Origin of the sequence: Streptomyces canus, from assembly GCF_030815415.1 — a bacterium.
GTDB classification, from domain to species: Bacteria; Actinomycetota; Actinomycetes; order Streptomycetales; family Streptomycetaceae; genus Streptomyces; species Streptomyces canus_F.
On the sequence record NZ_JAUSWW010000001.1, the window covers coordinates 2693565 to 2718530 of the forward strand.

18 protein-coding genes and 2 pseudogenes are annotated in these 24966 nt (G+C 73.1%); 9 read left to right on the forward strand and 11 right to left on the reverse strand.

Translation table 11 applies throughout. The features are described 5' to 3' along the window. Window positions 1-3 precede the first annotated feature (3 nt). From QF037_RS12475 to QF037_RS12500, 6 genes and pseudogenes are all read left to right on the forward strand, one after another. Window positions 4-894: pseudogene (locus QF037_RS12475) on the forward strand (AAA family ATPase); the annotation flags it as partial. A gap of 352 nt (window positions 895-1246) precedes the next feature. Continuing rightward, window positions 1247-1990 carry a hypothetical protein gene (locus tag QF037_RS12480; protein ID WP_307024596.1) on the forward strand — a complete coding sequence of 248 codons (744 nt, stop codon included), beginning with the start codon at window positions 1247-1249 and terminating at the stop codon, window positions 1988-1990. Beyond that, window positions 1991-2251: a hypothetical protein gene (locus tag QF037_RS12485; protein ID WP_307024598.1), complete on the forward strand. Its 261-nt coding sequence runs from the start codon at window positions 1991-1993 to the stop codon at window positions 2249-2251. Further along, window positions 2248-2916 (forward strand): hypothetical protein, encoded by a 669-nt coding sequence (locus QF037_RS12490; protein ID WP_307024600.1) that lies wholly within the window; start codon window positions 2248-2250, stop codon window positions 2914-2916. The genes QF037_RS12485 and QF037_RS12490 overlap by 4 nt, the downstream gene beginning before the upstream one ends. 148 nt (window positions 2917-3064) lie before the next feature. Beyond that, the gene (locus QF037_RS12495; RefSeq protein WP_307024601.1) at window positions 3065-4597 is read left to right on the forward strand and encodes a hypothetical protein; all 1533 of its coding nucleotides are present in this window, start codon (window positions 3065-3067) and stop codon (window positions 4595-4597) included. Then, entirely contained in the window at window positions 4594-7758 is a 3165-nt protein-coding gene (locus QF037_RS12500) for a WD40 repeat domain-containing protein (protein ID WP_307024603.1), read from the forward strand. Before QF037_RS12495 ends, QF037_RS12500 begins: the two co-directional genes overlap by 4 nt. Window positions 7759-7767: 9 nt before the next feature. Here the strand turns inward: QF037_RS12500 and QF037_RS12505 are convergent, their stop codons facing one another. The 7 genes from QF037_RS12505 to QF037_RS12535 all read right to left on the reverse strand — a co-directional run bounded on the left by QF037_RS12505 (window position 7768) and on the right by QF037_RS12535 (window position 14178). Then, window positions 7768-7989 (reverse strand): radical SAM-modified peptide, FtsH ternary system-associated, encoded by a 222-nt coding sequence (locus QF037_RS12505; RefSeq protein ID WP_266821138.1) that lies wholly within the window; start codon window positions 7987-7989, stop codon window positions 7768-7770. 4 nt (window positions 7990-7993) lie between these two features. Next, window positions 7994-9067, reverse strand: coding sequence for an AmmeMemoRadiSam system radical SAM enzyme (gene amrS, locus QF037_RS12510; protein WP_307024606.1), 1074 nt, complete (start codon window positions 9065-9067; stop codon window positions 7994-7996). Then, complete coding sequence (locus QF037_RS12515; RefSeq protein ID WP_307024608.1) at window positions 9064-10326, reverse strand: hypothetical protein; 1263 nt, start codon at window positions 10324-10326, stop codon at window positions 9064-9066. The genes amrS and QF037_RS12515 overlap by 4 nt, the downstream gene beginning before the upstream one ends. 41 nt (window positions 10327-10367) lie before the next feature. Continuing rightward, window positions 10368-11234, reverse strand: coding sequence for a hypothetical protein (locus QF037_RS12520; RefSeq protein WP_307024611.1), 867 nt, complete (start codon window positions 11232-11234; stop codon window positions 10368-10370). Window positions 11235-11364: 130 nt separating this feature from the next. Beyond that, on the reverse strand, window positions 11365-12108 hold the full coding sequence (locus QF037_RS12525; protein ID WP_307024613.1) for an FAD:protein FMN transferase: 744 nt from the start codon (window positions 12106-12108) through the stop codon (window positions 11365-11367). A 2-nt stretch (window positions 12109-12110) separates the two neighbouring features. Continuing rightward, a complete protein-coding gene (locus QF037_RS12530; RefSeq protein ID WP_307024616.1) occupies window positions 12111-12827 on the reverse strand; it encodes an FMN-binding protein in 717 nt (238 codons plus the stop codon). A 10-nt stretch (window positions 12828-12837) separates the two neighbouring features. Beyond that, a complete protein-coding gene (locus QF037_RS12535) occupies window positions 12838-14178 on the reverse strand; it encodes a ferredoxin reductase family protein (RefSeq protein WP_307024618.1) in 1341 nt (446 codons plus the stop codon). A 150-nt stretch (window positions 14179-14328) separates the two neighbouring features. Between QF037_RS12535 and QF037_RS12540 the strand changes: the two genes are divergently transcribed. From QF037_RS12540 to QF037_RS12550, 3 genes are all read left to right on the forward strand, one after another. After that, window positions 14329-15018 carry a response regulator transcription factor gene (locus QF037_RS12540; RefSeq protein ID WP_307024620.1) on the forward strand — a complete coding sequence of 230 codons (690 nt, stop codon included), beginning with the start codon at window positions 14329-14331 and terminating at the stop codon, window positions 15016-15018. Further along, window positions 15015-16472 (forward strand): sensor histidine kinase, encoded by a 1458-nt coding sequence (locus tag QF037_RS12545; RefSeq protein WP_307024622.1) that lies wholly within the window; start codon window positions 15015-15017, stop codon window positions 16470-16472. The genes QF037_RS12540 and QF037_RS12545 overlap by 4 nt, the downstream gene beginning before the upstream one ends. Before the next feature lie 800 nt (window positions 16473-17272). After that, window positions 17273-19171, forward strand: a complete 1899-nt coding sequence (locus QF037_RS12550; protein ID WP_373463953.1) for an ATP-binding SpoIIE family protein phosphatase — start codon at window positions 17273-17275, stop codon at window positions 19169-19171. 79 nt (window positions 19172-19250) lie between these two features. On the opposite strand, the pseudogene QF037_RS12555 reads toward QF037_RS12550, so the two are convergent. The 4 genes and pseudogenes from QF037_RS12555 to QF037_RS12570 form a co-directional block, all read right to left on the reverse strand. Beyond that, window positions 19251-19589, reverse strand: a pseudogene (locus QF037_RS12555) (MFS transporter); the annotation flags it as partial. Window positions 19590-19654: 65 nt separating this feature from the next. Further along, window positions 19655-20722 (reverse strand): LacI family DNA-binding transcriptional regulator, encoded by a 1068-nt coding sequence (locus QF037_RS12560; protein WP_307024624.1) that lies wholly within the window; start codon window positions 20720-20722, stop codon window positions 19655-19657. Window positions 20723-20875: 153 nt separating this feature from the next. After that, window positions 20876-23203: a beta-galactosidase gene (locus QF037_RS12565; RefSeq protein WP_307024626.1), complete on the reverse strand. Its 2328-nt coding sequence runs from the start codon at window positions 23201-23203 to the stop codon at window positions 20876-20878. Continuing rightward, window positions 23203-24966, reverse strand: coding sequence for a glycoside hydrolase family 35 protein (locus QF037_RS12570; RefSeq protein ID WP_307024628.1), 1764 nt, complete (start codon window positions 24964-24966; stop codon window positions 23203-23205). Before QF037_RS12570 ends, QF037_RS12565 begins: the two co-directional genes overlap by 1 nt.

Consider the following 24966-nt stretch of genomic DNA (forward strand, 5'->3'; position numbering starts at 1 on the left):
ACGGTGAGCTGGGGCCAGGAGACCGTCGACACCATCAGGGACCTGGAGTACGTACGGCGGCAGCTGGGCGACGAGTTCGTCGGCCGGGAGCGCGCCGTCAAACTGCTGCAGCTCGCCGTGGTCTGCCGGGAGCACGCGCTGCTGCTCGGACCGACCGGCACCGCCAAGAGCGAGCTGATCTCCGCGCTGGCCCGACAGATCGAAGCCCGGCACTTCAGCTATCTGCTGACCCGGTTCACCGAGCCGTCGGAGATCTTCGGGGCACTGGACTTCGACCGGTTCCGCCAGGGCACCTACCACGTGAACACCGAGGGAATGCTGCCACAGGCCGAACTCGTCTTCCTGGACGAGGTGTTCCAGGGCAGCAGCGCCATCCTCAACACGCTGCTGACACTGCTCAATGAACGCCGGTACCACAACGGCGCACGGGCGGAGAGTGCCCCGTTGGTCAGTCTCCTGGGCGCGACCAACGACATCCCCGACGACCCGGGGCTGACCGCGTTCTCGGACCGGTTCCTGATCCGGCTCCTGGTGGAGCCCGTGGGCGGCACCGACCTGGAGCGGCTGCTGCTGGTCGGCTGGCGGCACGAGGCGCGGCGGCTGGCGGCGGGGAGCGAGGCGGCCCCGGACCGCGGCGGCACCCTGACGGTCGACCGTCTCACCCGGCTCTCTCTGCGGCTGCGGGACATCGACCTGGACTCGGCTCTCGGTGAACACCGGGAACTGGTACGCCAGTTGCTGATCCAGGGGGTCAAGCTGTCGGACCGGCGGCTGGTGCGCAGTCTCAAGCTGGTCGCCGGTGCCGCGCTGTTGCGCGAGTCGCAGACGGCCCAGCCGGTGGACCTGTGGCCGCTGGCCCACATCTGGACCGACCCCGCGGACCGCACCACGGTGGAGGAGGCCGTGCACGCCGTGGTGGAGAAGCACGGCGGGGAGCCCCGCCCGGCGGCGCCGGCCCGACCACGAGATCCTGCTGGACGCCCGCGAGGTCAGCGCCCCGCTCACCCCCGAACGACGACCCAGCGAGTGGAGCGTGATCGACGGCCTGCACAAACTCGGCGACCTGTCACGGGAGTTGAGGGAGCATCAGCCGGTGAACTCACAGACCGAGGCAGAGCTGACTCGTATCATTGCCGAAGTGAACGTGCTCCTCGACCAGTTCGCATGAGCACGGGATACACGAAGGGGTACCCCCATGTGCAATCCCCGACGGGTCCGGGTCCGGGCCTCCAGCCGACTCACCCGCATGTGGCAGGAGGAAGTGCGCCGGACAGGCCGGGCGAGCGCCGATGTGACCGGCGAGGCAACGCTGCGCCAGGAGTTCGGGACGCTGCTCGGCGCGGCTGCCCGGCGCGCGTTCGAGGCGGCGCTCGGATCCGACACCCGCTGGGCGTGGCAGGACGGCACCTACCGGATGGAGCTGGACGGCGGCACGGTCGCCTACCACCTCGACACCGGTGAGATCGAGATGACCGCGCGGCTGATCGATGTGGTGAGCGCCGAGGCGGAGGTGACCCGCACGGTCGAGGGCACGGTCGACGTCCACACCACGGCCGAGCGGACCGAGCGCTACTACGACGACAGCTGGGGCGGCCTGAGCAAGTCGGTCGCCGAGCGCACCGCCCGTCTGGAGGCGCAGGAGCGCGCCGACCGCAAGGCCGCCGAGCAGGCCGCCCGCCAGGAGGAGAAGGCCCGCCTGGCCGGCCAGGCCCGTCTGGCCGGCCAGGGAGCGGAGCTGGACGCCGAGGCCCGCGAGGAGGCCGAGCGGCGGGTCGTGGCCACGGCCGAGCAGCGGCGGGAGGAGCTCGCCCGGGACGCCGCCGACCGGCTCGCGGACGCCCGTACGGACTTTCTGCGTCCGGTGCACGAGGTACTGGCCGTGGCCTACCGCGACGCCATCGTCGAATACGCACGTGCGAACGGGGCGCAGGGCCTGCAGGTCGACGAGACGGACGGGATGCTCAACATCCAGTTCGAGATGGAGGCCTGAATGCGGGTCAGGGTCGAGTTCCGTTACAACGCGGAGACCGGCGAGGTCGAGCTGTTCCAGATCGACGACATCGGCCGGACCACCCGGTTGCAGGACCACGACGCCGCGCACGACGACATCGCGTACGCGATCGGCCGGGTCCTGGACCGCAGGCCGGGCGTACAGGAGGTCGTCGACGACGGCCGTACGGGTCCCGCCGTCGCGCTGACCGTGCCCGACGAGCCCGAGCAGACCCCCGAGCGGGAGCGGCTCCAGGAATGACGAGATCGCCCGAACTCCTGGTACGCGCCGCCTTCTGCTACGCGGAGGCGGGCGACTACGCCCAGGCCGCCCGGTGCCATGAGGAGGCGGGGCACCGGCTGAAGGCGGCCGAGCTGTGGGAGCAGGCCAAGGATCCGGCACGCGCCGCCGAGTGCTGGCTGCGCGAGGGCCGGCCGGGCCGGGCCGCCGAGTGCTGGCTGTCGATCGGGCGGTACGAGGCGGCCGCCGAGTGCTTCGAGGGGGCCGGCGATCTGCTGCGGGCGGGCTGGACCCTGGTCACCAGGACCCGCTCCTTCGCCACCGCCGAGCAGCTGTTCACCGCCGCCCGGACGGATCCCGGGGGGCAGGAGCTGCGCCGCCGGATCGGCCGTCGCCTCGCCGCGGCACGTGCGTACGGCGAGACCGCCGCCCTGGTCGAGACCCTGGCCGGGGCGGCTGAACGGCTGGGCGACCTCTCCCCCGCCCGAGAGCGGGAGCAGGTCGAGCTGTGGGCGGTGACCGCGGCGGAGCTGGTGGGCCGTCCGGATCTCGGCGCCCTGGTCTTCGCGGCCTCCTACCGGGCCGGCGTGACCGGGTGCGCCGACCGCTGGCAGCAGTGGGCGGCCCGGGTCCTGGGCGACACCACCGGTGTTCCCACCGGACCCGCGCCCCCGCCTGCCCCGTAGGACCGCACCACACTCGGATCCACGCATCGGGGGACGGATGAACACTCCAAAGCGGACCAAGAGAAGGATCTTCCCTTCCGCGCGTCCCGCCCAGACCGGCTACCCTCCCGCGCCCAGCGAGCCACCGAAGCCCCCGCGCTTCGCGGCGGTGCCCGTGCAGAACCGGGCCGGCCCGCCGCCGGTCGAACCATCGCCGGCCGAGTACGAACCGCAGCCGCCGGACTGGTCGGCCGCCGCCCGCTTCCCGTCCCCTCGGGCCGCCCTGGGGCATGTCGCGGCGACCGCCGGCCTCGGGCCGCCGGGGCTGCGCAGATCACCGCACGACAACGCGGTCTGGGCGCTGCTCGGCCCGGGGCACCGGCCGGGCATCCCCCTGGTGGCGGGCTACGGCGGAACGGTCTATCAGACCGATGCCGACGGCGTGTTGTGGCCCGAGGACCGGTCGGCGCCCGGGACGTTGCCCGCGGGCCCGATCACCGCGGTCGTCGGCTGGGACGTCGTCACGCTCGCCGAACTGGCCGCACACAGCCCGGTCGTCGCCCCGCCGCCCGGGCTGCGGGAGATCGCCGTACTGGCCCCGGGAGCGCTGGCCCGCTGGCTGCTGCGGCGCGCTCTGGCCACCGGTGTGCACACCACGTTCACGCCGGTGGAACGCCTCGGTCCGGACGGCCGGACCGACACGGGCTGGCTGCTGCTGCAACTGCACGCCACGGACGGTGCCGTACCCGCCGGCCTGGTGGAGGCCTGCGGGCGGCTGCCAGGGACGGTCGCCTGCCGGCCGGCCGATCCGGACTGCCGGGTGCTGATCGATCTGCGGCTCCAACTCCCCCTGGACGACTCCCTTTTGCTCGACGAGCAGGCGGACGGCCCCCATGTGGTGGTGGAGTGTGCGACGGTCGGCCCGCCCTGGCGGTGGCGGCCGTTGGGCAAACCGGCGACGGGTGCGCTGCTGGACGCCGGTCCGGTCCTGAACACGGCCGAGCCGGAGCGCACGCCGGTGCCCGTGCCCGCCCTGGGCCCGCCGCTGCCGGTCCGTCTGGTCCCGAGCCCCAGGGCACCCAACCGGGTGGACGCCGTGCTGATCTCGGACGCCGAACTCGACGGTCTGCGCCGGTTCCTGCGTTCCCGCCCGCTGCACGAGACCGCCGTCGTGGCCTTCGGTCCTGGGCGCCATCTGGTGACCGAGCCACCGGGGCTGCTGGAGTCCCTGCCCTTCGGGATCTGCGTCTACCAGGCCGGTCCTGGCGCCCTGTACCTGGAGAGCGGCTGCGTACTCAGTCCACCGCTGCCCGACCCGGCCCGTGAGGAGGTCCTCGGCCTCGGCGGCGACGTCATCAAGGTGCTGTGCCGGGACGGAGCCTGGGAGCTGCGGTTCGACGAGGTGCGGCCGGCCTGGCATCTGTGGGTGCCGCGGGCGCCGGTCTTCGCGACGGGTGTCTCGCAGTCCGCCCGTGAGCTGCTGGGGCGGCTGGCCGGGCTGGTACCGGAACCGGTACCTTCGGCGCCCGCGGCCGTCCGCACCCCGGAGACGGAGCGCCGGCGGCTGAACCAGGCGGCCATGGAGCACTCCTTGCGCGGCGAGTACCGCGAGGCCGCCGAACTGCTCGAACAGGCAGGGCACTTCCAGCGGGCCGCGCAACTGTACGAGCGGGCCGCTGCCCAGCTCGACGAGGCGCAGTGACCACGCCGGCGCCGGGGGTCCGGCATGCCCAGCGGATCCTCACCGTGCCCGCCGAGGACACGCACTGTCTGTGTCTGTCGCCCGACGGCACGGGCCTGGTGATCGTCCACGGCGGCGAGGTCGTGCGGTACGACGACGAGGGCCGCCCGGTATGGCGGCTGCCCTGGCCGGGCCCGGCACCGGCCGACCGGCCGACCGAGGGCACCGACGCTGCGGTGTGGAGTCCGGACGGCGACCGGCTGATGCTGCTCGGCGCGGGCCGGCTGGTCCTGGTCGACGCGGACACCGGACAGGTGCTGGACCTCCCCGCCCAGCTGCACGCCGAGGGCGAGGTCACCGCCGTGGGCCTGTCGCCCGACGAACGGCTGCTGGCCGCCGGGCTGTACTCCGGCGACGTACTGCTGGTGGACCGCGCGGGCGACTCGGTGACCCGGTTGCGCGGTCTCGACCCGGTGGCGGAGGTGTGCTGGATTCCGGGGTCGCCGGACATCCTGTGCGTGGCCACCTCGACCTCCGCACAGCTGTGGGAGCCCCAGGGGCGCACCATGACCGGAACGCTGGGCGGCCCCTTCGACGGGCTGCGCCGGGTGGCCTGTTCGCCGGAGGGGCGGGTCGTCGCCGTCGAGGACTACGCGGGTATCAGGCTGCTGGATCCCGGTTCCGGCCGGGAGCTCGGGCGGGAGTTCTTCCCGCACCGGATGAACGGGCTGTCGTTCAGCCACGACGGCTCCCTGCTGATCGCCGGTTCGGCCCTGGGCGGGCTGCGGATCCTGGGCTCGCAGCTGGACCCGCTGGGGCAGCTGCCGGGGCAGGTGGCCGGTCCCGGCGAGCTCAGCCTCTCCGCGAGCGGTCTGTTCGCGGCCCGGCTGGATCCGCGCACGGTCGCCGTGTGGGAGCCGCCCGGTGCGGTGCCCCGCCCGCACCGGCAGCGGGATCCCGCCGCACTGCGCCGCTGGGCCAACGCGATGGGCGTCACCGTCGGCAAGGTGCACACCCATTCAATGGACCGTGCGCAGGCGGTGCTGCGCCCGACGCGGGTCCCGGAGGCCGGCACGGGCTGTGTGGCGCCCGCCTTCGCCTGGTCCCCCGACGGGGCCCGCCACTGGTGCGAGTCGGGGCCCGGCCGGCTCCTCGAACACGCCGCCGACGCGCCGGAGCACATCCATGAGCAGCCGGTGTCGAGCTTCCCGCACGGCTGGTACGACGCGGCCTGTCTGGCCGGCCGCCGACCGCTCCTGGTGCTGGCGGCGCACTACGAGACGGGCGTCAACCGGCTGGTGGACCCCCGCACCGGCGAGGTGCTGGCCGAACGGCCCGCGGGTCAGGCAGTGGCCGCCGATCCGGTGCGCCCGCTGCGCTGGGCCGCCCCCGAGCCCGGGGCGGATCCGATACGGCTGCTGGTCCACGACCTGGGTCAGGACGTCGGCGGGTTGCAGCGGCTGCCCGCCGAGGCGGGAGTGCGCCGCCCCGCGTGGTCGCCGGACGGGGCACTGATCGCCGCCGGAACCCGCGGGCGGGTGATCGTGTGGGAGCCGGGGCCGACCGGGCGGCTGCAGCGGACCAGGGTGCTGGACTGGCCGGACCCGAACACCATGGTCTGCCGGGTGGCCTGGTCCCCCGACGGACGCCGGGTCGCCGCGACGGCCGGCAGCGAGGGCGGTCCGGTGGTGGTGTGGGACACCGGCAGCTGGATCCGGCTGCGTGTCTTCGGACAGGCCGGCGGCCGGGACTGGGCGCCGGCGCTGTCCTGGTGCGCGGACTCGCGGCTGCTGGCCTTCCCGTCCGCGGACCAGGACTCCGTGGCCGAGGTGTGGGACGCCGAGGAGCCACGCAGGGTCCGGGTGATACTGCCGCCGGACGGAGCGGGCGGTCATCTGTGGACCCTGCGCTGGTCTCCGGTCGGCGACCAGCTGGCGGCCACCTACAACTCCGGGGCCGCCGTGCTCTGGGATCTGTTCACCGGGCGCTCGCACGCACAGTCGGCGGCGCTGCCGAGCGGTCAGGAGGAGCTGATCCGGATCGGCACGGCCGCCGCCGGCGACGGGTTCGGAACGCCGCTGGACCTGCTGGCCGATCTCCTCGCGTTGTTGCGTGGCTCCACTCCGCCCCGGCTGCGCACGCTGGCCGACCACCGTGGTCTGCACGCGCTGCGTGAACTGGGCTGGCCCGCGCCCGCGTTGGCCGGGCTCGTCCTGCTGCTGGTCGCGGATCTCACCCCCGACCCGGCGTATCTGGCACCGCCGGAGGTCACACCCGACGATCTGGCCCGGGCGCTGGGCCGGGTCCTGGCGGGATCCTCCGTACCGGACCGCAGGACCGCGCCCCCGCTCACCGAGCTCACGGCGGCCCTCGGGACGGTGGACGAACGGCTGCTCGTGTTGCTGCGCATCCTCGGTCCCGAGGCGGTGGCCGCCGACCTCACGCTGCCGGCCCGGATGCGCCGGCTGCGGCTGTCGCTGACTCCGCCCGGGCCGGCCCAGCGGGCGCTGCTGGGTCTGCGGCTCCTTGACGGCGACGCCGGGCTCGCCACCGGCGGCCTGGGCGGCACCGGGCGTACGGGGCTGGCCCGGCACGGCCCGGCCCACCGGCTGCTGCCCACTCAACTCGCCTTGCCGACCGCGCTGTTGCGGTCCCGGCACGCCCGCGACGAGTTGCTGTACCGCACCAGCAGCGGCCGGCTGCCACGCGATCCGCACGGTGTCGTCCTGCTGTTGGACGACACACCCGCCACCCACGGCAAGGTGGGGTCCGTCCTGCGGCTCGCCGCGCATCTGCTGACCACCGCCTCGCTCCGCCTCCAACGCCCTTGCGCGCTGGTGCCGTTGAGCGAGCCGTGGCGCTCCCGGCTGCTGGTGGGCCCGGAGGATCTGGTGCAGGTGTGGGCCGCCGGCTCACTGCAGGCCGGCGACGTGCGGACCGCGTTCCGGGAGGCGGAGGTGGTGGCCGGCCGTCTGACCGCCGACATGGCGGGACCACCGCGGGTGATCCTGTTGTCCCACCCGTATCTCCAGCCGGTCCCCATCCCCGGGCTGCGCGAGCTGCGGGTGCACTATCCGCGGATCCCGTGGCGGGAGCCCGCCCGGCACCGTCATGTGCTGCCGCCCGACCCCTCACCCGAGGAACTGCGGGAGTCGCTCACGGCGTTGCTGCTGGAGGAGTAGGCGCCACGGTCACCCGCAGAGCATCTGCTCGATCGCGTCGGGGCCCAGCGCCTCCAGCAGCCCCTCCAGCAGGTCAGGGCGGAAGGCGTCGCCGATCACCTGAACCCCTTCGCCGTCGGTCCTGATGCTGATGCGCACCAGGCGGCCCTCGGGGTGGTCCTCGTACTCCTCGGGCTGGATGAGGTCGGGAATGTGCTCGACCATGCGGTACCCGGGAGAGTCGTCGGCCATGGGGTCACCATCTTCCTTCCAGCGCGGTGCCGCAGTGCGGGCACCTTCCGTGGTCGAGCAGGCTGTCGCCGAGAGCCCAGACGTCGCGTTCGACGACGGTGGTACGGCAGGCGGGGCACCGGGTGGCGCGGCCCTCGGCGCCCAGGGCGCGTTCCACGTAGACGTGCCGCAGGCCTTCCTCGTGCCCGGTGCGCACCCCGGCCTCCAGGGCGGCCACCGAGGTGGGGGCGTGGCCGGTGCGGCGGTGGGCCGGGGTGGCCCGCACCAGGTGCCAGGGGACGGCGGGACCCAGCGCGGCCAGCGCGCGGGCGATCGGGCGCAACGTCTCCTCGCCGGCCGTGAGGCCGGGGATCAGGGGCGTCGACACCTCGACCCAGACACCGCGTTCGCGCAGCCCGGTGAGCGCGTCGAGGACGGGGCCGGGGCGGGCACCGGTGAGCTCCCGGTGGTCGTGTTCGTCCAGCGTCTTGAGGTCGACGTTGACGGCGGCGACATGCGGGGCGACCAGTTCGACGGCTTCGGGGGTGAGGAAGCCGTTGCTCTTCCAGACGATGTCCACGCCGTGCGCGCGGCCCGACTCCGCAAGGGCGACGGTGAGTTCGAGCGCCAGAGAGGGTTCGGTGTACGAGATAGCCACGCACCCGGAGCGGGCGGCGGCCTCCCGGACCACCTCGTCGGGATCGACGGGCTCGGCGTCCCAGCCGACGGAGTCCTCCCGGCCGTACTGGGACATGCGGTGGTTGATGCAGTAGTCGCAGGCGAAGGTGCAGCCGGGGGCCGCGAGGGTGAGGCAGGGGGTGCCCGGGCGGAAGTGGTAGAGCGGCTTGCGCTCGACGGTGTCCCAGTGCCGTACGGACGATGCGAAGGTCGCGGTCTCCATCCGGTCGCCCGCTCGGCGGCGGACCCCGCACAGACCGGTCTCCCCGTCCTTGAGCGAGCAGCGGAAGGGACACAGCACGCACTGCACACGTCCGTGCCGCTGCCGGTGCAGGACCGCCGGCGTCCACTGCAACCCCATCGTGGTCCCCCGTCCGATCGGCGCGCCCTCGTCAGGGTAGCTCCGGTTCGGTGAACTCATGGGCTGATGTCCCCACTTGACTCCCGGGCGGCATCGAGGGCCCGCAGCAGCAGCGCACCCGCCTCGGCGCGGTCACGCAACCGGTTCTCCTCGACCGCCCCTTGCTCCTCCGCGCGCTGTGCGGTGCGGGAGCCGGCGGTCCGCAGCCGCAGCACCTCCGCCTCGGCTCGCTGCGCCACGCCCCGTTGCTCGTAGCCGGCCGGGTCGCTCTGGAAGGCGAGGGCGGCGGCGGCGAGCACCGTGGCCGCGCGACCGCACCCGGACGGCCTGCGGTGCAGCAGTCGTTCCGCCCCGGCGTACACGTCCGCGGCGTCGGGCGGGACCAGCAGGTCGGTGAGGCGCCGGCCGTCGAGTCCGTCGTAGCCGGTGTCGAGCAAGGCGGAGACCACGGCCGTGATCTCGGGGTCCTCCAGGCCGTCCGGGCTGTGCGTGGCGTCGGCGCCCCGAGGAGGTCCGACCGCCACGGCGGCGGCGCGGGCCAGCCGTACCCGGGTCGCGGGCGGTGGATGCGGCCCGTCGGAGAAGTCGTCGGCCCCGGCGGACCCGGCCTCCAGCAGTTCCGCCAGGACGTCCGCGTACGCCGTGCCGCAGACGACGGCGGCGCAGATGTCGGCGAACGCCTCGCCCGTCCAGCGTTCCCAGTGGGTGACGCGGTCCGGTGACAGTCCCGCGCCGAGGATCCGCAGGCGGAGTTCGTCGCCGAGTCCGCAGTCGTCCTCGATGTGGTGTCCGGTCTCGTGGGCCACGGTCAGCAGCGCGGGAAGCTGTACGTCGTAGTGCCAGGGCACGTCGATGACGGGGAACGGCAGCCGGGCGGCGGCGGTGCGGCCCTCGCGGGTGTGGATGCCGCCGCGGGGCAGCAGGTCGTGGTAGGCGCTGCCGCGGCGGTGCGCGCGCGGCGAGGCCGTCCTGCTGAAGCCGACCAGCGGTGGCTCCTTGGGGCGGCTGCCGGGCAGGTCGAGGACGGGCCGGTAGCACTCCCAGGCCAGTTCGTCAGCGATGTCCAGGGTGCGCCGGTAGCCACGGACGCGGCGCAGCAGGAACCGGCCGCGGAAGAAGTCCCAGACGTGGTGGAGGTCCAGGATCCGGGCCGGCACCTCGTGTCCCCGGCCGTCCGCCAGCCGCTCCCGGGCGTCGGCGACTCCCGCGTCGAGCAGGGCGAGGGCGGCGTCGATCTGGGTGCGGTGCTTCTCCAGCGGGCCACCGCCGCGGCTGACCGCCTCCCACTGCCGCAACTCGTCGACCAGCCCGTCGACCATGTGCCGTCGGACGGCCGCACGGCGGTCGGGGAGCGAAGCGGTCAGGGTGTCTCCCCCGCCGACGAGTCGCCCTCGGCTACGGACGGTTCGCTCTCGGGGGCCGACGGGTCGTCCTCGGGTGGGCTCGGGTACTCCAGCACCGCCGACGGATCGTCGAGCGCCTCCTCCAGCAGCACCTCGGGCACGGGTTCACCGTCCAGCCCACGGCCGGGCTGGACGGGCCCGAACTCCTCGCGCACTCCGCCGAGCCATTTGCGGCGCAGCCTGACGACCCGGTACAGCGGGGTCACGGTGTCCCCGATCCACTGGAATCCCAGGTGCCGGCTGAGCGCCACCTCGGCGCCGCCGGCCAGGTCGATCAGCTGCACCGGCCCGGCACCCACGGAGGTGGCCAGTCTGAGCTCGACGGCCGCGTCCGACCCGGCCGTGACCAGGACGGCGGCGGCATCGGCGCGCACGGTCTGGGTGACCGCGAGCAGGTCCTGGTCCCATCTCCCCTGCCAGTAACGGCCGATGAGGTGCACGGCGAGCTGCCGGGTGTCCGGTACGGCGGTCTCCGTCAGGCCCCGGTAGGCGACGAGAGCACCGGTCTGCCGACCGAACCGCAGCAGGGCCCCGGCGTCCGCCTCCGCGAGTGCGGCGAACAGCGGATCGGTGGTGCCGGCCGCCTTGAACCGAAGATCGATCCCGCCCCCGGCGTCGTAGACGAACTCACCGCGCGCCTGGGGAGAGGTCACCTCGTGGTCGATCCGCCGTTCGGCGAGCGTCCCGGCGGGGCGCACGCTGCCCCGGGAGTTCTGCAGTACGTCTCCGACGGCGACGCGCTGGAGCAGTGGCCACGCCAGCCACCAGTCCTCGCCCCATGCCGCCCGCATGGCGTCCCGGTACACGGCGAAAGGCTGGACCACCGCGCTCAGCTCCTTCCCCCATCTGTGCGACGACCTGGGCGCAGGCTAGCAGCGGCTGGCTGTCACCAGCGTCGGAACTCCGCTGATTCACCCGGGTGTTGACACACCGACGAGCGACCCGCGGATCTGGTTACGCCGCCGACGACGCGGGTGCCGACGCCGTAGGGAAGCCCGGAGTCCGCAGCACCCGTCGGTCCGCGTCGACCGCGAAGACCTCGCAACCGTCGAGCGAGGCCGCCCAGTCGACGCCCTCCGCGCCCATGGCGAAGGCGGCCGTGGCGACCGAGTCGGCCTCGGTCAGGGTGTCGGCCACCACCGTGAGGCTGAGCAGTCCCGTGGCCGGGCGGCCGGTGCGGCCGTCGATGATGTGGTCGCCGCGTTCGTAGCGGGCGGAGGTGGCGACCGCGCCGTGCGTGAGCTCCAGGACCGTGCACAGTCGGTCGGCGTGTTCGGGGTGGCGTACGCCCACCCGCCAGGGCCCGCCGGCGGCGACCACGTCACCGCCGGCGTTGAGGACGAAGCGCCGGGCGCCGACCGCCGTCAGGAGCTCGGCGGCGCGCTGCACCGACCAGCCCTTGACCACCGCGCAGGGGTCGAGGCCCCGGCCCGGCAGCCGTATGTCGAACGCGCCGGCCGTCGCGACCCGGTAGTGCTCGCACAGGTCGAGCACGGTCCGCAGATCCGCGCTCACCGCCCCCTCGGCGAGCTCGCCCCGGCTCAGCCGCGACACCTCGCTGTCGGGCTTGAACGGGCTGAACCGGGCGTCGACCTCGCGCAGCCACGCGAAGACGGCGTCCGCGGTCTCCTCGCCCACGTGCGCGTCGTCGACCCGCAGCGAGACCGGGAACCCCATGACGTGTTCGACCCTGTGCATGGTCAGCCCTTCGCGTCGATCGCGGCCTGGAGGGACTCCCTGTAGCCGTCGCTGGTGATCGTCGCACCGGACACGGTGTCGATGTCCGCGCTCTGCGCCTCCAGCGTCTCCGCGATCAGCTTCGGCACGGCCGCCGTCGTCTGGGGGTGATTCGGCTGCTGGAGCATCTTCACCGTGGAGATCTCGTCGCCCTCGAAGGTCACCTGCACCTGCACGGTGCCCTTCGCGGTGTTCACCGCCGGGCCGTCGACGGTCCGCGCCGCCGAGGCGGTGGAGGCCGAGGCGGACGGCGAGGGCGAGGCGGCCGCCGCCTCGGCGTTCGCGTCGATCGCGGCCTGGAGGGACTCCTTGTAGCCCTCGGTGGTGATCGTCGCGCCGGACACGGTGTCGATGTCCGCGCTCTGCGCCTCCAGCGTCTCCGCGATCAGCTTCGGCACCGCGGCCGTGGTCTGGGGGTGATTCGGCTGCTGGAGCATCCTCACCGCGGTGATCTTGTCGCCCTGGAAGGTCACCTGGACCTGCACAGGGCCCTTCTCGGTGGTGACCGTCGTGCCCTTGACGACGGTGCCCGACGACGCACCCGGACCCGAGGACGAGGAGGCCGACGGCGTCGAGGCCGCCTCCGTGGTGGTCGTGCTGCCGCCGATGGACGGCTCGTAGCGCCAGATGGGGACCAGGCCCGCGATGCTGAGGACGACTACAGGTATGGCTCGCTTCACGATCTCTTCCTCATCCCGCCAGGCTGAAGCGCTCGAAGTGGGTCTGCGCCTTGGGCACGTTCAGCTCACGGAGGCTGCCGAGCACGGCGTTCATCATCGGGGGCGGTCCGCACAGGAAGACGTCCCGGTCGGTGATGTCGGGGACCAGCCGGAGCAGCTCGGCCGGGGCCAGCTTGTCGGGCACCGGCGGGCCGGTCACCAGGTGCAGCTCGGCGCCCTTGGCGTGGGCGAGCTCGCGCAGCTCCTCGTAGAGGACGGCGTCCCGGTCGGTGGCGACGCGGTAGATGACGACGGCGTGCCCGTGCAGCTCCTCCAGGAGCGCCCGGATCGGGGTGACGCCGACACCGCCGGCGATGAGGACGGCCTCGGGGCGGGTGCGGTGCAGCGCGGTGAAGGCGCCGTAGGGGCCCTCGGCGAAGACGCGCGTGCCGGGCTTCAGGTGGCGCAGGGCGGCGGTGCCGTCACCGGCGACCTTCGCGGTGAGCCGCAGGGTGCGGCCGTCGGGGGCCGCCGAGAGGGAGAAGGGGTTCGCCTGCCACCAGCGGTCCTTGGTCAGGAAGCGCCACAGGAAGAACTGGCCGGCCTGGGCGGGCAGCTTGTCCAGGTCACGGCCGGTGACGTAGATCGAGACGACGTTGTCGGACTCGGGGACGACGGCCTGGATACGGAACTGGTGGCGCAGGTTGCGCCACAGCGGCAGCACCATCCGGCCCAGGACCACCGAGCCGAGGGCGACGGTCCACAGTCCGTACCAGTACGTCTTCGCGGCGTTCGACGAGGTGAACGTCGTGCCGACCGCGACCTGGTGGGTGAAGGCCAGCAGCACCGCGACGTAGGTGTACAGGTGGATGAAGTGCCAGGTCTCGTAGGCCAGCCGGCGGCGGGCGTAGCGGGCCGAGACACAGCCCACCACGAGGATGATCGCGAAGGCGGTGAGCGCGCGGAGCACGCCCTCGGTGGTCTCGGCGAGGTCGACGACCGTGCCGATCGGGCCCACCTCGGTGCCCTGGGCGTAGCCGAAGGCGATGAAGACGAGGTGCGCGAGGAGCGTCCACAGGATGCCGAAGCCGGTCCAGCGGTGCCAGGAGGTCAGCCGGTCCATGCCGATGCGGCGGTCGAGCCACGGGAGGCGGGCCACCAGGAGCAGCTGGAAGGCCATGAACAGGGCGCCGTAGAGACCGGCGAGCCGGCCGATCACGATCAGTGCGTTGGAGGCGAACCCGGCCTGGGCGAAGAAGAGGGCGACCAGGGCCGCGTTCGCGGCGAGCACGGCGTACAGGCCGGTGCGGGCCACCACTTTGGGCCGTGTCGCCGTGGGGGGCGCGGTGGGCGGTTTGACGGTCGTCGTCACGGACGGAGCTCCTTGATCGGGGCCTGGGTAATCGAGCTTCGCTTGAGCGACCTGTCGATATACTGTCGTAGAACTTTCAAGTGGTTATCGATGTGGCCGCGAGGAAGCATCGGCTCTGGAGTCGGGGCCCGCGTGACGCACTATGAACGGGTGGAAAAAGTACGCCTCCTCGTCGTGGACGACGACCCGCCCATCGCCGACCTCGTGGCGACCGTCGCCCGCTACGAGGGCTGGGACGCGGTGACGGCGAACTCCGGGGAGGAGGCGCTGAGCCGTGCCGCGTCGTTCCGTCCGGACATCGTGGTCCTCGATCTCATGCTGCCCGACATCGACGGCTTCGGCGTCCTGGAGCGGCTGCGCAGCTCGGGCACGATGGTGCCCGTGGTGTTCCTCACCGCCCGGGACGCGGTCGCCGACCGGGTGGCGGGGCTGACCCGGGGCGGCGACGACTATCTGGTGAAGCCGTTCGCGGTGGAGGAGCTGATGGCCCGGCTGCGGACCGTGCTGCGGCGCTCCGCGGGGCCCGGCTTCCAGCGATCGGTGCTGCGGGTGGCCGATCTGACGATGGACGAGGACACCCGCGAGGTGCGCCGCGGTGACAAACTGCTCACGCTCACCCCGACCGAGTACGAGGTACTGCGCTACCTCATGCGCAAGTCACCGACCGTGCTCACCAAGGCGCAGATCCTCGACCATGTGTGGGAGTACGGCTTCGGCGGCCGTTCCAACGTCGTCGAGCTGGTCGTCAGCCGGCTGCGCCGCAAGCTGGACGACACGGGTGATCCGCTCATCCACACCGTCCGGGGCTTCGGCTATGTGATCCGGCAGGCGGCCGAGTGATCCGGCGGTTCCGTCAGGCGTATCGCCGACTCCGGCTCGGCACCCGGCTGGCGCTCGGCCTCGGCGTGCTGGCGCTGCTGGTGTTCGGTGTCGTGGGCACCGCGCTGACCACGTACATGCGGGACTATCTGTCGGCCCAGCTCAACGAGCAGCTCCAGATCGCCCAGGTCGCCCAGTCCAAGAGCATCGTGGACCACGGCTCACTGGCGGGCAAGAAGTACTGGCGCTGGTACTACGCCGTGTACGACGTGAAGGACGGCACCGCCCAGCTCCGTACCCCCGAGGACGCCACCGACCTGCCGGAGGACGTCGACGACTTCACGTCCCTGGCGCAGGCGCAGACCAGCGCCGGCAGCGAGCTGCTGCGCACCGCGCATCTCAGGGGCGCGGGCGACTACCGGCTGCGGGCCTGCGAGGTCGAGCCCGGTGTGGTCCTGGTCAGCGCGGCACCCATGGACGAGATCGACGAGACCGTGGGGCAGCTGATCACGATCCAGGTCGTCACGTTCGGTCTCGCGCTGCTGGCGCTGGTGCTGTTCGGGCGGAAGGTGCTGCGCAAGGGCCTGAAACCGCTGAGCGACATGGCGTACACCGCGCACGGCATCTCCTCGCACAACCTCACCGACCCGGAGGCCCGGCTGCCGCTGCGCGCGGACCGCAAGGGCGGCGGCCCGGAGGTCGAGGAGCTGCGCACCGCGTTCAACACGATGCTGGAGCACATCGACGACTCGCTCGCGGTGCGCGCGGAGGCCGAGCAGCGGCTGCGCCGGTTCGTCGCGGACGCCTCGCACGAGCTCCGTACGCCTTTGATGTCCGTACGGGGCTATGCGGACCTCTTCCAGTACGCCGCCGCGAACGAGCCCGAGGAGCGGGACCGGCATCTGGCGAGGCTGCGCGCGGAGGCGGCCCGGATGGGTGTCCTGCTGGACGACCTGCTGATGCTCGCCCGGCTCGACGCCGCGGAGGTGGACACCCCGCTGCGGCCCAAGGACACGGACCTGGTGGAACTGGTCCACGACGCGGCCGACGCCTTCCGCGCCGCACACCGGGACCGCCCGTTGACACTGACAAAGGGCCCGGAGTCCTTGGTGCTGCGCCTGGACCCGCACCGCATCCGCCAGGTCCTGGACAACCTCCTCACCAACGCGGCCGTGCACACTCCGGCCGGCACCCCGGTGTCGGTGGCGGTCACGGTCGTCTCCGCCCGGGTCCTGGTCCGTGTGACGGACGCCGGCCCCGGCATCCCGGCCGCCGACCAGGAGAAGGTCTTCGACCGCTTCTACCGCGTCGACAAGGCCCGCAGTCGCGACCGCGGCGGCAGCGGCCTGGGCCTGGCGGTGGCCCGCGCCCTGGTATGGGCCCACGGCGGCACGGTGGAGGTGAGCAGCGAGCCGGGCCGGACGGTGTTCACGGTGTCGCTGCCGCTGGGACGGGGCGGCGCGGCGGACGGCTGAACGGACCGGGCCGGGCCCGCGGGCGGCGAAATGTCACCGGACGGGCAAGTCTCGTTTGCGGAAGCCAAGTTGGCAGGCCCGGCTCGCCATGAACGGCTGGACAGATCTTCCGGGCTCCCCCAGGATGGCAGTCGCCGGGCTGTGGAGTCCGTGCCCTGGGAGGCAACCCCCGTGGTCACCTGCGCGGAGAGGCGATGCGGTCCGATCCCCAACGTTTGCTTGCCACGGCAGTTCGCCGCATCGCCCGCGCCGAGGACCGTGCGGAGGTCGTCCATGAACTCTGTGCGGTGGGCGTGGAGCACTTCGCGGACGCGGTTCTCGTCTACCTCGCGCCCGGCCCCGGTGCCTCGTACGAGCGGGAAACGGTCCCCGGCCGACTCCACCTGACCGCGAGCCGGTTCCCGGAAGGCGGACCGGACCTGGCCGGGTCGACCGGCGCACCGGTGCCGGTTCTCGCCCTGGTGGCGCGCTCAGGTGACCTGGCCGAAGTCCTGCGTGCGGGAGAGACGTTGAGCCGGATCTCCCCGGCGATCGACCCGGCGCTCCGCGAACTGCTGGGCTCGGCTCTCGTTCTGCCGGGGGGTCATCGCGTCCTCCTCGCCCCCCTGTCCGACGCGCGGGGCGTACTCGGCGCGGCCGTGTTCCTCCGCCGCCCCGACCGCGAGGCCTTCGACGCCGACGACGTGCTGACGGCCGACCGGCTCTCGGCACAGGCCGCACTCGGCGTGAGCGAGGCGACAGCCTCACCCCGGACGACCGCCGCACCGTCCACGAGCGCCACGACCGACACGGCGGACTCACTGTCTACGGCCTCCGCACCCCCGACGGCCGCCTCACCTTCCACAGCTGACTCATCGGCCGCGGCTGACCCACCACCCACGATCTCCGCACCCTCCACGACCGACTCACCCTCGACGGCCGCCTCACCACCCCCCGCCGCCGAAACGCACAAGCCGTTCCCACGATCCCCGGCCTCCGCAACCATCCCCACCCCCATGAGCCGCGAGGGCGACCGGCTGCGCTTCGCCGGGGCGGCGACCCGCCGGATCGCTCGCGGCATCGACCTGGACGAGATCGTGATCGGGCTGTGCCGGGCCAGCGTGCCGACCTTCTCGGACGCGATCCTCGTGTACCTCCGCGAACCGCTGCCGGTCGGCGACGAACGTCCCGTCGAACCGCTCGTCCTGCGACTGCACCGGACCGACCGGATCCCGCACGAAGAAGACGGTCTCCGACCCGTGGACGACCCACGGCCCAGGCCACCCGCGCTGGACGAACTCGTCGCCGAGCGCTGCACCGTGCCGGGCGGCGGCGCGCTCGCCGAGGTGCTGCGAGGCGTACGCCCCGTCTTCACCAACTCTCCGGCGGCCCAGGCCGCCCTGCCCGAACTCCTCGGCAAGGGCAGCGAGTCGGTGACCCCCGCCGGACAGCACGCCATCCTCGCCCCCCTGCGCGGGCGCCGCCGCGTCATCGGCGCCGCCCTCTTCCTGCGCAGCCCCGAACGCCCCGCCTTCGAACAGGACGATCTCCTGCTCGCCGCCCAGCTCGCCACCCACAGTGCCCTCGGCATCGACAAGGCGGCCCTGTACGGCCGTGAGGCGTACATCGCCGACGAACTCCAGCGCGCCATGCTCCCCGAGACCCTGCCCCGCCCGACCGGCGTCCGGCTGGCGTCCCGCTACCTCCCGGCCGCCGAGACGGCCCGTGTCGGCGGCGACTGGTACGACGCGATCCCCCTGCCGGGCAGCCGGGTCGCGCTGGTCGTCGGCGATGTCATGGGCCACTCCATGACCTCCGCCGCGGTGATGGGCCAGCTGCGGACGACGGCCCAGACGCTCGCCGGTCTCGACATGCCGCCGCAGGAGGTACTGCACCATCTCGACGAGCAGGCCCAGCGGCTGGGCGCCGACCGCATGGCGACCTGCCTCTACGCCGTCTACGACCCGGTCGCGCACCGCATCACCATCGCCAACGCCGGCCACCCCCCGCCCATCCTGGTGCACCTGGGCGGCCGCACCGAGGTGCTGCGGGTGCCCCCGGGCGCACCCATCGGAGTCGGCGGCGTCGCCTTCGAAGCCGTGGAACTGGACGCCCCGGCCGACGCCACCCTGCTCCTCTACACGGACGGGCTCGTCGAGTCACGCCTGCGGGACGTGTGGACCGGTATCGAGCAACTGCGCGAGAAGCTCGCCGCGACCGCGCGGCTGACCGGCCCCGAGCGCCCACCGCCGCTGGAGGAGCTGTGCGACGAGGTGCTCGACATGCTCGGACCGGGCGACCGGGACGACGACATCGCACTGCTCGCCGCCCGCTTCGAGGGGATCGCGCCGAGCGACGTGGCGTACTGGTTCCTGGAGCCGTCGGAGGCGACACCCGGCCGGGCCCGCCGACTGGTCCGGCGCACCTTGTCCCGCTGGGGTCTTGAGGAGCTCAGCGACTCCGCGGAGCTGCTGGTCAGCGAGATCGTCACCAATGCCGTGCGGTACGCGTCCCGGCCCATCACCGTGCGGCTGCTGCGCACCCACGTGCTGCGCTGCGAGGTCACCGACGACGAGCCCCGGCTCCCGGTGCTCGGGCAGGCGCGGGCCACGGACGAGGGCGGGCGGGGCCTGTACCTGGTGAACAGGGTGGCCCGGCACTGGGGAGCGTCCCGGCTGAGCACCGGCAAGATCGTCTGGTTCGAGCTCGACCGGCCGTGACCGGGTCCGTCACGGCAACGCCAGCTCCGTCCAGATGATTCCCGCCGAGCCCGAGCGGCAGGGCGGACGGCAGGTCGACGACCCCGCTGAGCACGGACGCCGCGAGCAGCACCGCCAGTCCGTCGCCGAGCGCGAACAGCGCGAACCCGACCGTCCGCAGGGCGCAGCCGGCGATGATCATGCCGCGTGCGCCGAGCCGGTCGGAGGCCGAGCCGCCGATGAGGAACAGGCCCTGCCGGCTGAGGTTGCGCACCCCGAGGACGACGCCGACGACGGCCGCCGACATGCCCGGGTTCTCGCCGAGATGGGTGGCGAGGTACGGGACGAGGAGGTAGAAGCCGGTGTTGACACCGAGCTGGTTGACCAGCAGGAGCCGCACGGCGAACGGAAGACTCCGCACCTCATGCCACGTCTTCAATCGGTCCCGCCCCCTCGATGACCACCGGCTCGACGCGGCACAAGGGGCGAGGCGGAAGCGGGCTGTCAGCCGCGCGGCGGCCGGCCGCAGCTGCGGCGGACGATGACCTCGACGGGGATCAGCGGCTCGACCCGCTCCTCGGTCCGCCCGTCGATCCGGTCCAGCAGGAGCCGCAGCGAACGCCTGCCGATCGCGGCGAAGTCGGTGCGGACGGTGGTGAGCGGCGGCAGCAGATGGGCCGCCTCGGGGATGTCGTCGTATCCGACGACGCTCACGTCCTCGGGGACCCGGCGTCCCGCCTCGTGGAGGGCGTGCAGCAGACCGAGGGCCATCTGGTCGTTGGAGGCGAACACGGCGGTGACGTCCGGGCGCCGGGCCAGCCGCCGGCCGAGCTCGTACCCGGAGTCCGCGCTCCAGTCGCCGATGAGCAGCTCGGGCACCTCGGCGCCCGCCGCCTTCAGGGTGTCCTGCCAGCTGATGAGGCGCTGGTCGGCGGAGGTCCAGCCGGTGGGCCCCGCGATGTGCCACACGGTGGGGTGTCCGAGGCGCAGCAGGTGCTCGACGGCCTTGCGGGCGCCGTTGCGGGAGTCGGCGGTGACCAGCTGGGTGCCGCCCCTGATCTCGTTCTCCAGGACCACCAGCGGGGTGTCGAGATGGGTGTCGGCCAGCGCCTGCCCCACCCGGTGCTGGGGCGCGATGGCGATGACGCCGTCCGCCCCCTCGGCCGACAGCCGGTCCACGGCCTCGGCGACCGTGGCGTGATCGGCGGTGTCGTCCAGGGCCATGGAGCTCAGCAGGTAACCGGCCTTCTGGGCGGCGGTGTTGATGGCGGTCAGGGTACTGGCGGGCCCGTAGCGGGCGGCGTCGAAGGAGATGACCCCGAGCATCCGCGTCCGCCCGCTGGCCAGCGACCGCGCACTGCGGCTGGGCCGGTAGCCGAGGCTCCGCATGGCGGCCTGCACGACTTCACGCGTCTCGGGACGGACGGCCGGGTTGTCGTTCAGCACCCGCGAAACGGTCTGCTTGGACACCCCGGCCAGCCGCGCCACGTCGTCCATGACCGGCCGCGAACCCGCGAAGTTGCGTCGACTGCGCCCCTTGGGGGCGGGGGCGTCGGCGGCGCGAGGGTCCATCGCGGGTGCTTCTCTCAGCATCTCTTCGGGGGCTGGGTGGGCCCCAGCATAGGTCGCAGGCCCAGCCCGCGCCCCTAGGGGCGCGGGGCTGTCTCAATCTGCGGCTACCGCCGCGTGGGCGCGACCAGCCCCCACGCACCCGCAGCCGACACGTCACCCCACAGCCCTGCGGCGAACAGTCACCAGCTCCACCCGCTCGACACCCGCCCTCCCCCAGCCGTCCCCGGCCTCCGGCGGAACGTACACGTCGGCACCCTCAGAGCCAGGAAGCACCCGCAGCCGCAGCGGCCCCGCCGGGATCCGGTCCAGCCCGATGTCCCACACCCGTCCCGAGAAGAACTGGTCGGCGACAAGGGTGTCCCCCACGTAGGCGCGCCCCACGTCCCCGGTCCAGTGGATACGCAGCAGTGTCCCCGGTGGCACCTCCTCCGGCAGGTCGACCCGGTACTCGGCGGCCGCCGTGTCGAAGTACTTGTCGGCCGGCGCACTGGCCCGCCCCTGCACCCCGGTGGCGGGCTCGGGCGCGGGACCGGCGGGTCTGAGGAGCGTGACCGACGCCTCCCCGGCACCGGTGCCGTCCGCCGGCAGGGTGTACCGGGCGAACACCCCGTCCGGCACCCCCTCCCGGGCGGGCGGCGCGGGGAACACGGCGTACGAGGGCCGTTCCACGGTGCTGTGCAGCCGTACCTCACCCCGGTCGAAGACCACACCGGCGTCGGACAGCACCAGCCGCTCGGCACCCCAGCTCTCCCCCCGGTAGGCGGTCCGTGCCGTGGCCGCGTCCAGCACCAGCAGCCCGACGCGGCCGCCCGCCGCCGTCTCCACCTCGACCAGGGCGTCGGTACCGGGCCGCAGCCCGGTGACCAGGACCCGGCCGCCGGTGTGCGTGACCTGCCCGGACGGCGTGCTCAGTGAGTCCACCGTGCCCTCGTCCAGGGCGAGTTCGGGCGCGATGCCCGCCACCGCGGCGAGCACCAGCACGGTACGGCCGCCGTCCTGGACCGTGCACACCGGCTGCGCCGTCGCCCACTCCACGCGCAGCCCGGCCACGTCGAGCCGCAGCGGCCAGCAGAAGGCGGCCCCCGACGGGACGGTCACGGGAGCGCTCGGGAGGCTCACCGGGCCGCCCTCGGGGAACTCCACCGTGAACGACGTCCCCACGTGATCCGGCAACGGCTCGTGGGGCTGGTGGTTGTTGACGAACAGAAATCCCGAACCGCTGTCACCGCGTACGGCCCAGCGCAGTGTGTCCCGGTCGTCCTGCCCGAGCGGCCGCGTAGAGGGCAGCACCGACTCCATCGGCGCGATCAGATGCCCGAAGTCGGCCAACAGCAGGTGCTGGAGCCGGAGTTCGTCGTACGTGGCCCGGTACTGCCCGTACTCGCCGAGCGGTGCCTGGAAGTCGTACGTCAGGACGGGCAGGTCGTTCGGGTAGCCGGTGGCGTGGGACTCCTGGAGCGAGGTCAGTTCGCCCGCGGGATTCGTGCCGCCGTGGAACATGTAGTAGCCCTGCCACGCCGAGCCGCACCCGATCTTGGTGAGCCCGAGCGCGGCGATGTCGGCGGCGTCCACGCGCGGGCGCCGGTGGTAGGAGACGGCCATGCCGCCGCCCAACTCGCAGGTGGCCCAGGGGAATCGGTCCGCACTGGCGTCCGGGGCGCTGCCGCGGACGTGCACCGGGCGCAGGTCGGATCCGATGCCCTCGTCGTCGCGCTGGTGGGTGAAGAAGAAGTGCTTGCGGCAGGTGTCGGGCCAGCCGCCGTCGGCCTCGGTCCAGAAGGTCTCGGTGTAGCCGCCGTACAGCGGAAGCAGTTCGTCGGGCGGGAGCTGGACACCGCCCCAGGCGGTCGAGGTCCACAGGGGGGCGCTCAGACCGGCCGCCTGGGCCATGCGTTTGAGGGTGAGCAGGTGGCCGGGCTGGTCGTAGAGCTCGTTCTCGATCTGGACGGCGACGATCGGGCCGCCGTGCGCCCGGTCGAGACCGCGCAGCTGCTCGGCGACGGCCTCGAACCAGGCTCCCACCGCCTCCAGATAGACCGGGTCGTCGGTACGCGGCACGCAGTCGCGGGCCGACACCCAGTCCGGCAGGCCGCCGTTGCGGACCTCGGCGTGCACCCAGGGGCCGATGCGGGGGATGAAGTCCAGGCCGTGGCGGGCGCAGAGTTCGGCGAAGCGGCGCAGGTCGCGGTCGCCGTCGAAGCGGACGCGGCCCTCGATCTCCTCGTGGTGGATCCAGATGACGTAGCTGGCGACGACGGTGACACCGCCGGCCTTCATCTTGAGGAGCTCCTCCTCCCACTCCCCGGCCGGATAGCGGGTGTAGTGGAACTCTCCGGAGACCGGGAACCAGGGACGCCCGCCGCGGGTGAGACAGCGGCTGGTGACCTCGATCGGGTCGGGCACGCCCGGCGCGTCGGCGAAGGGGAGGTGGCCGGTGAGGGGTGGGCCGGGGGGCGCGGGAACGCGCAGATGGTGCGGCATCAGGAGATCTCCGGTCCGAGGTCGGGGGTGTCCGTGAGCCGGGCGGTCGTGCCGGTGGTGGCGTGCAGTTCGAACAGGACCAGGTCGTTGGTGCCGGGGCGCAGGACCGGTGCGGGCACGTAGAGGGTGTGCTGGGGGCCGCGGTTCCAGTAGCGGCCGAGGTGGAAGCCGTTGACCCAGGCCTGCCCCTTGGTCCAGCCGGGCAGGGCGAGGAAGGCGTCGGCCGGCTCCGCCACCTCGAAGGTGCCCCGGTGGAAGGCGGGTACGGCGTCCGTGGTGGCGTCCGACGGGGTGAAGGGCACGGCCGTGAGGTCGGTCAGGGGCAGCGGGTGGTTGTCCCAGGCGCGCAGGACGGTGCCGCTGAAGGAGACCGGACCGAGCAGACCCTTGGGGGCGCCGATGCGGGGGCCGTAGTTGACGCCGCCCATGTTCTCCACGAGCACGTCCAGCGTGGCGCCGGGGCGGGGCACGAGGACGGGCAGGGCCTCGTCGTGGTGACGCCGTTCGAGTACGCCGACGGGGGCGCCGTCCAGGAAGACCTGAGCGCGGTCGCCGACCCCGCCCGCGAAGTGCAGCAGACCCTGGCCGGACGTGGGGACGGTGGTCCGGTAGAGCGCGTATCCGAAGCTGAGGCCCAACTCGTCCATCATCGCGGGGTCTTCGGTGCGCAGCGGGGCGGCGAGGGCGTCGGCGTGCGGGAGCAGTGCCGCGCGGTGGGTCAACTCGACGGTGGCCGACGGCAGTTTGGGGCCCGGGGCCGGGACCGGCTCGTCGGGGACGGACGCGTGGCGGGCGATGACCTCGCGGAAGGCGTGGTACTTGGGGCCGGGGTCGCCGGACTCGGTGAGCGGGGCGTCGTAGTCGTAGGACGTGACGGTGGGTTCGTAGGCGTGCTTGTGGTTGGCGCCGTTGCTGAAGCCGAAGTTGGTGCCGCCGTGGAACATGTAGATGTTGACGGAGGCGCCCGCGGAGAGCAGCCGGTCCAGGTCGGCGGCGGCGTCGGCGGCGTCCCGGGTGTGGTGCGGGCCGCCCCAGTGGTCGAACCAGCCGATCCAGAACTCCGCGCACATCAGCGGGTCTTCGGGCCGGTGCGCACGGTACTGGTCCAGCGCGGCGTCGATCCGTCCGCCGAAGGTGCCGGCGGCCAGCACCCCGGGAAGGCTGCCGGCGGCCAGGTGCTCGGGGTCGGCCTGGTCGCAGGTGAAGAGGAACTCCTCGACTCCCCTGTTCCGGAAGGCCTGTTCGAGGTGTTTCAGGTAGGCGCTGTCGTCGCCGTAGGCGCCGTACTCGTTCTCCACCTGGACGGCGATGACGGGACCGCCCGCCTCGGCCATGTGGGGCAGCAGCGGGGGCAGCAGCAGGTCGAGGTAGCGGTCGACGGCGCCGGTGAAGCGGGGGTCGGAGCTGCGCAGCCGGATGTCCGGGTCCGAGGTGAGCCAGCCGGGCAGACCGCCGCCGTCCCACTCGGCGCAGATGAACGGGCCGGGCCGGAGCAGAACGTGCAGCCCCTCCTCCTTGGCGAGGCTCAGATAGCGGGGCAGGTCGAGGAGGCCGTCCAGGACCAGCTCGCCCTCCGGATCGGGCTGGTGGACGTTCCACGGCACATAGGTCTCGACGGTGTTGAGGCCCATCAGACGGGCCTTGCGCAGCCGGTCGGCCCACTGGTCGGGGTGGACGCGGAAGTAGTGCATGGCGCCGGACAGGATGCGGAACGGCTTGCCGTGCAGCAGGAAACCGTCGGACGTCGTCGTCAGTGCGGGCAT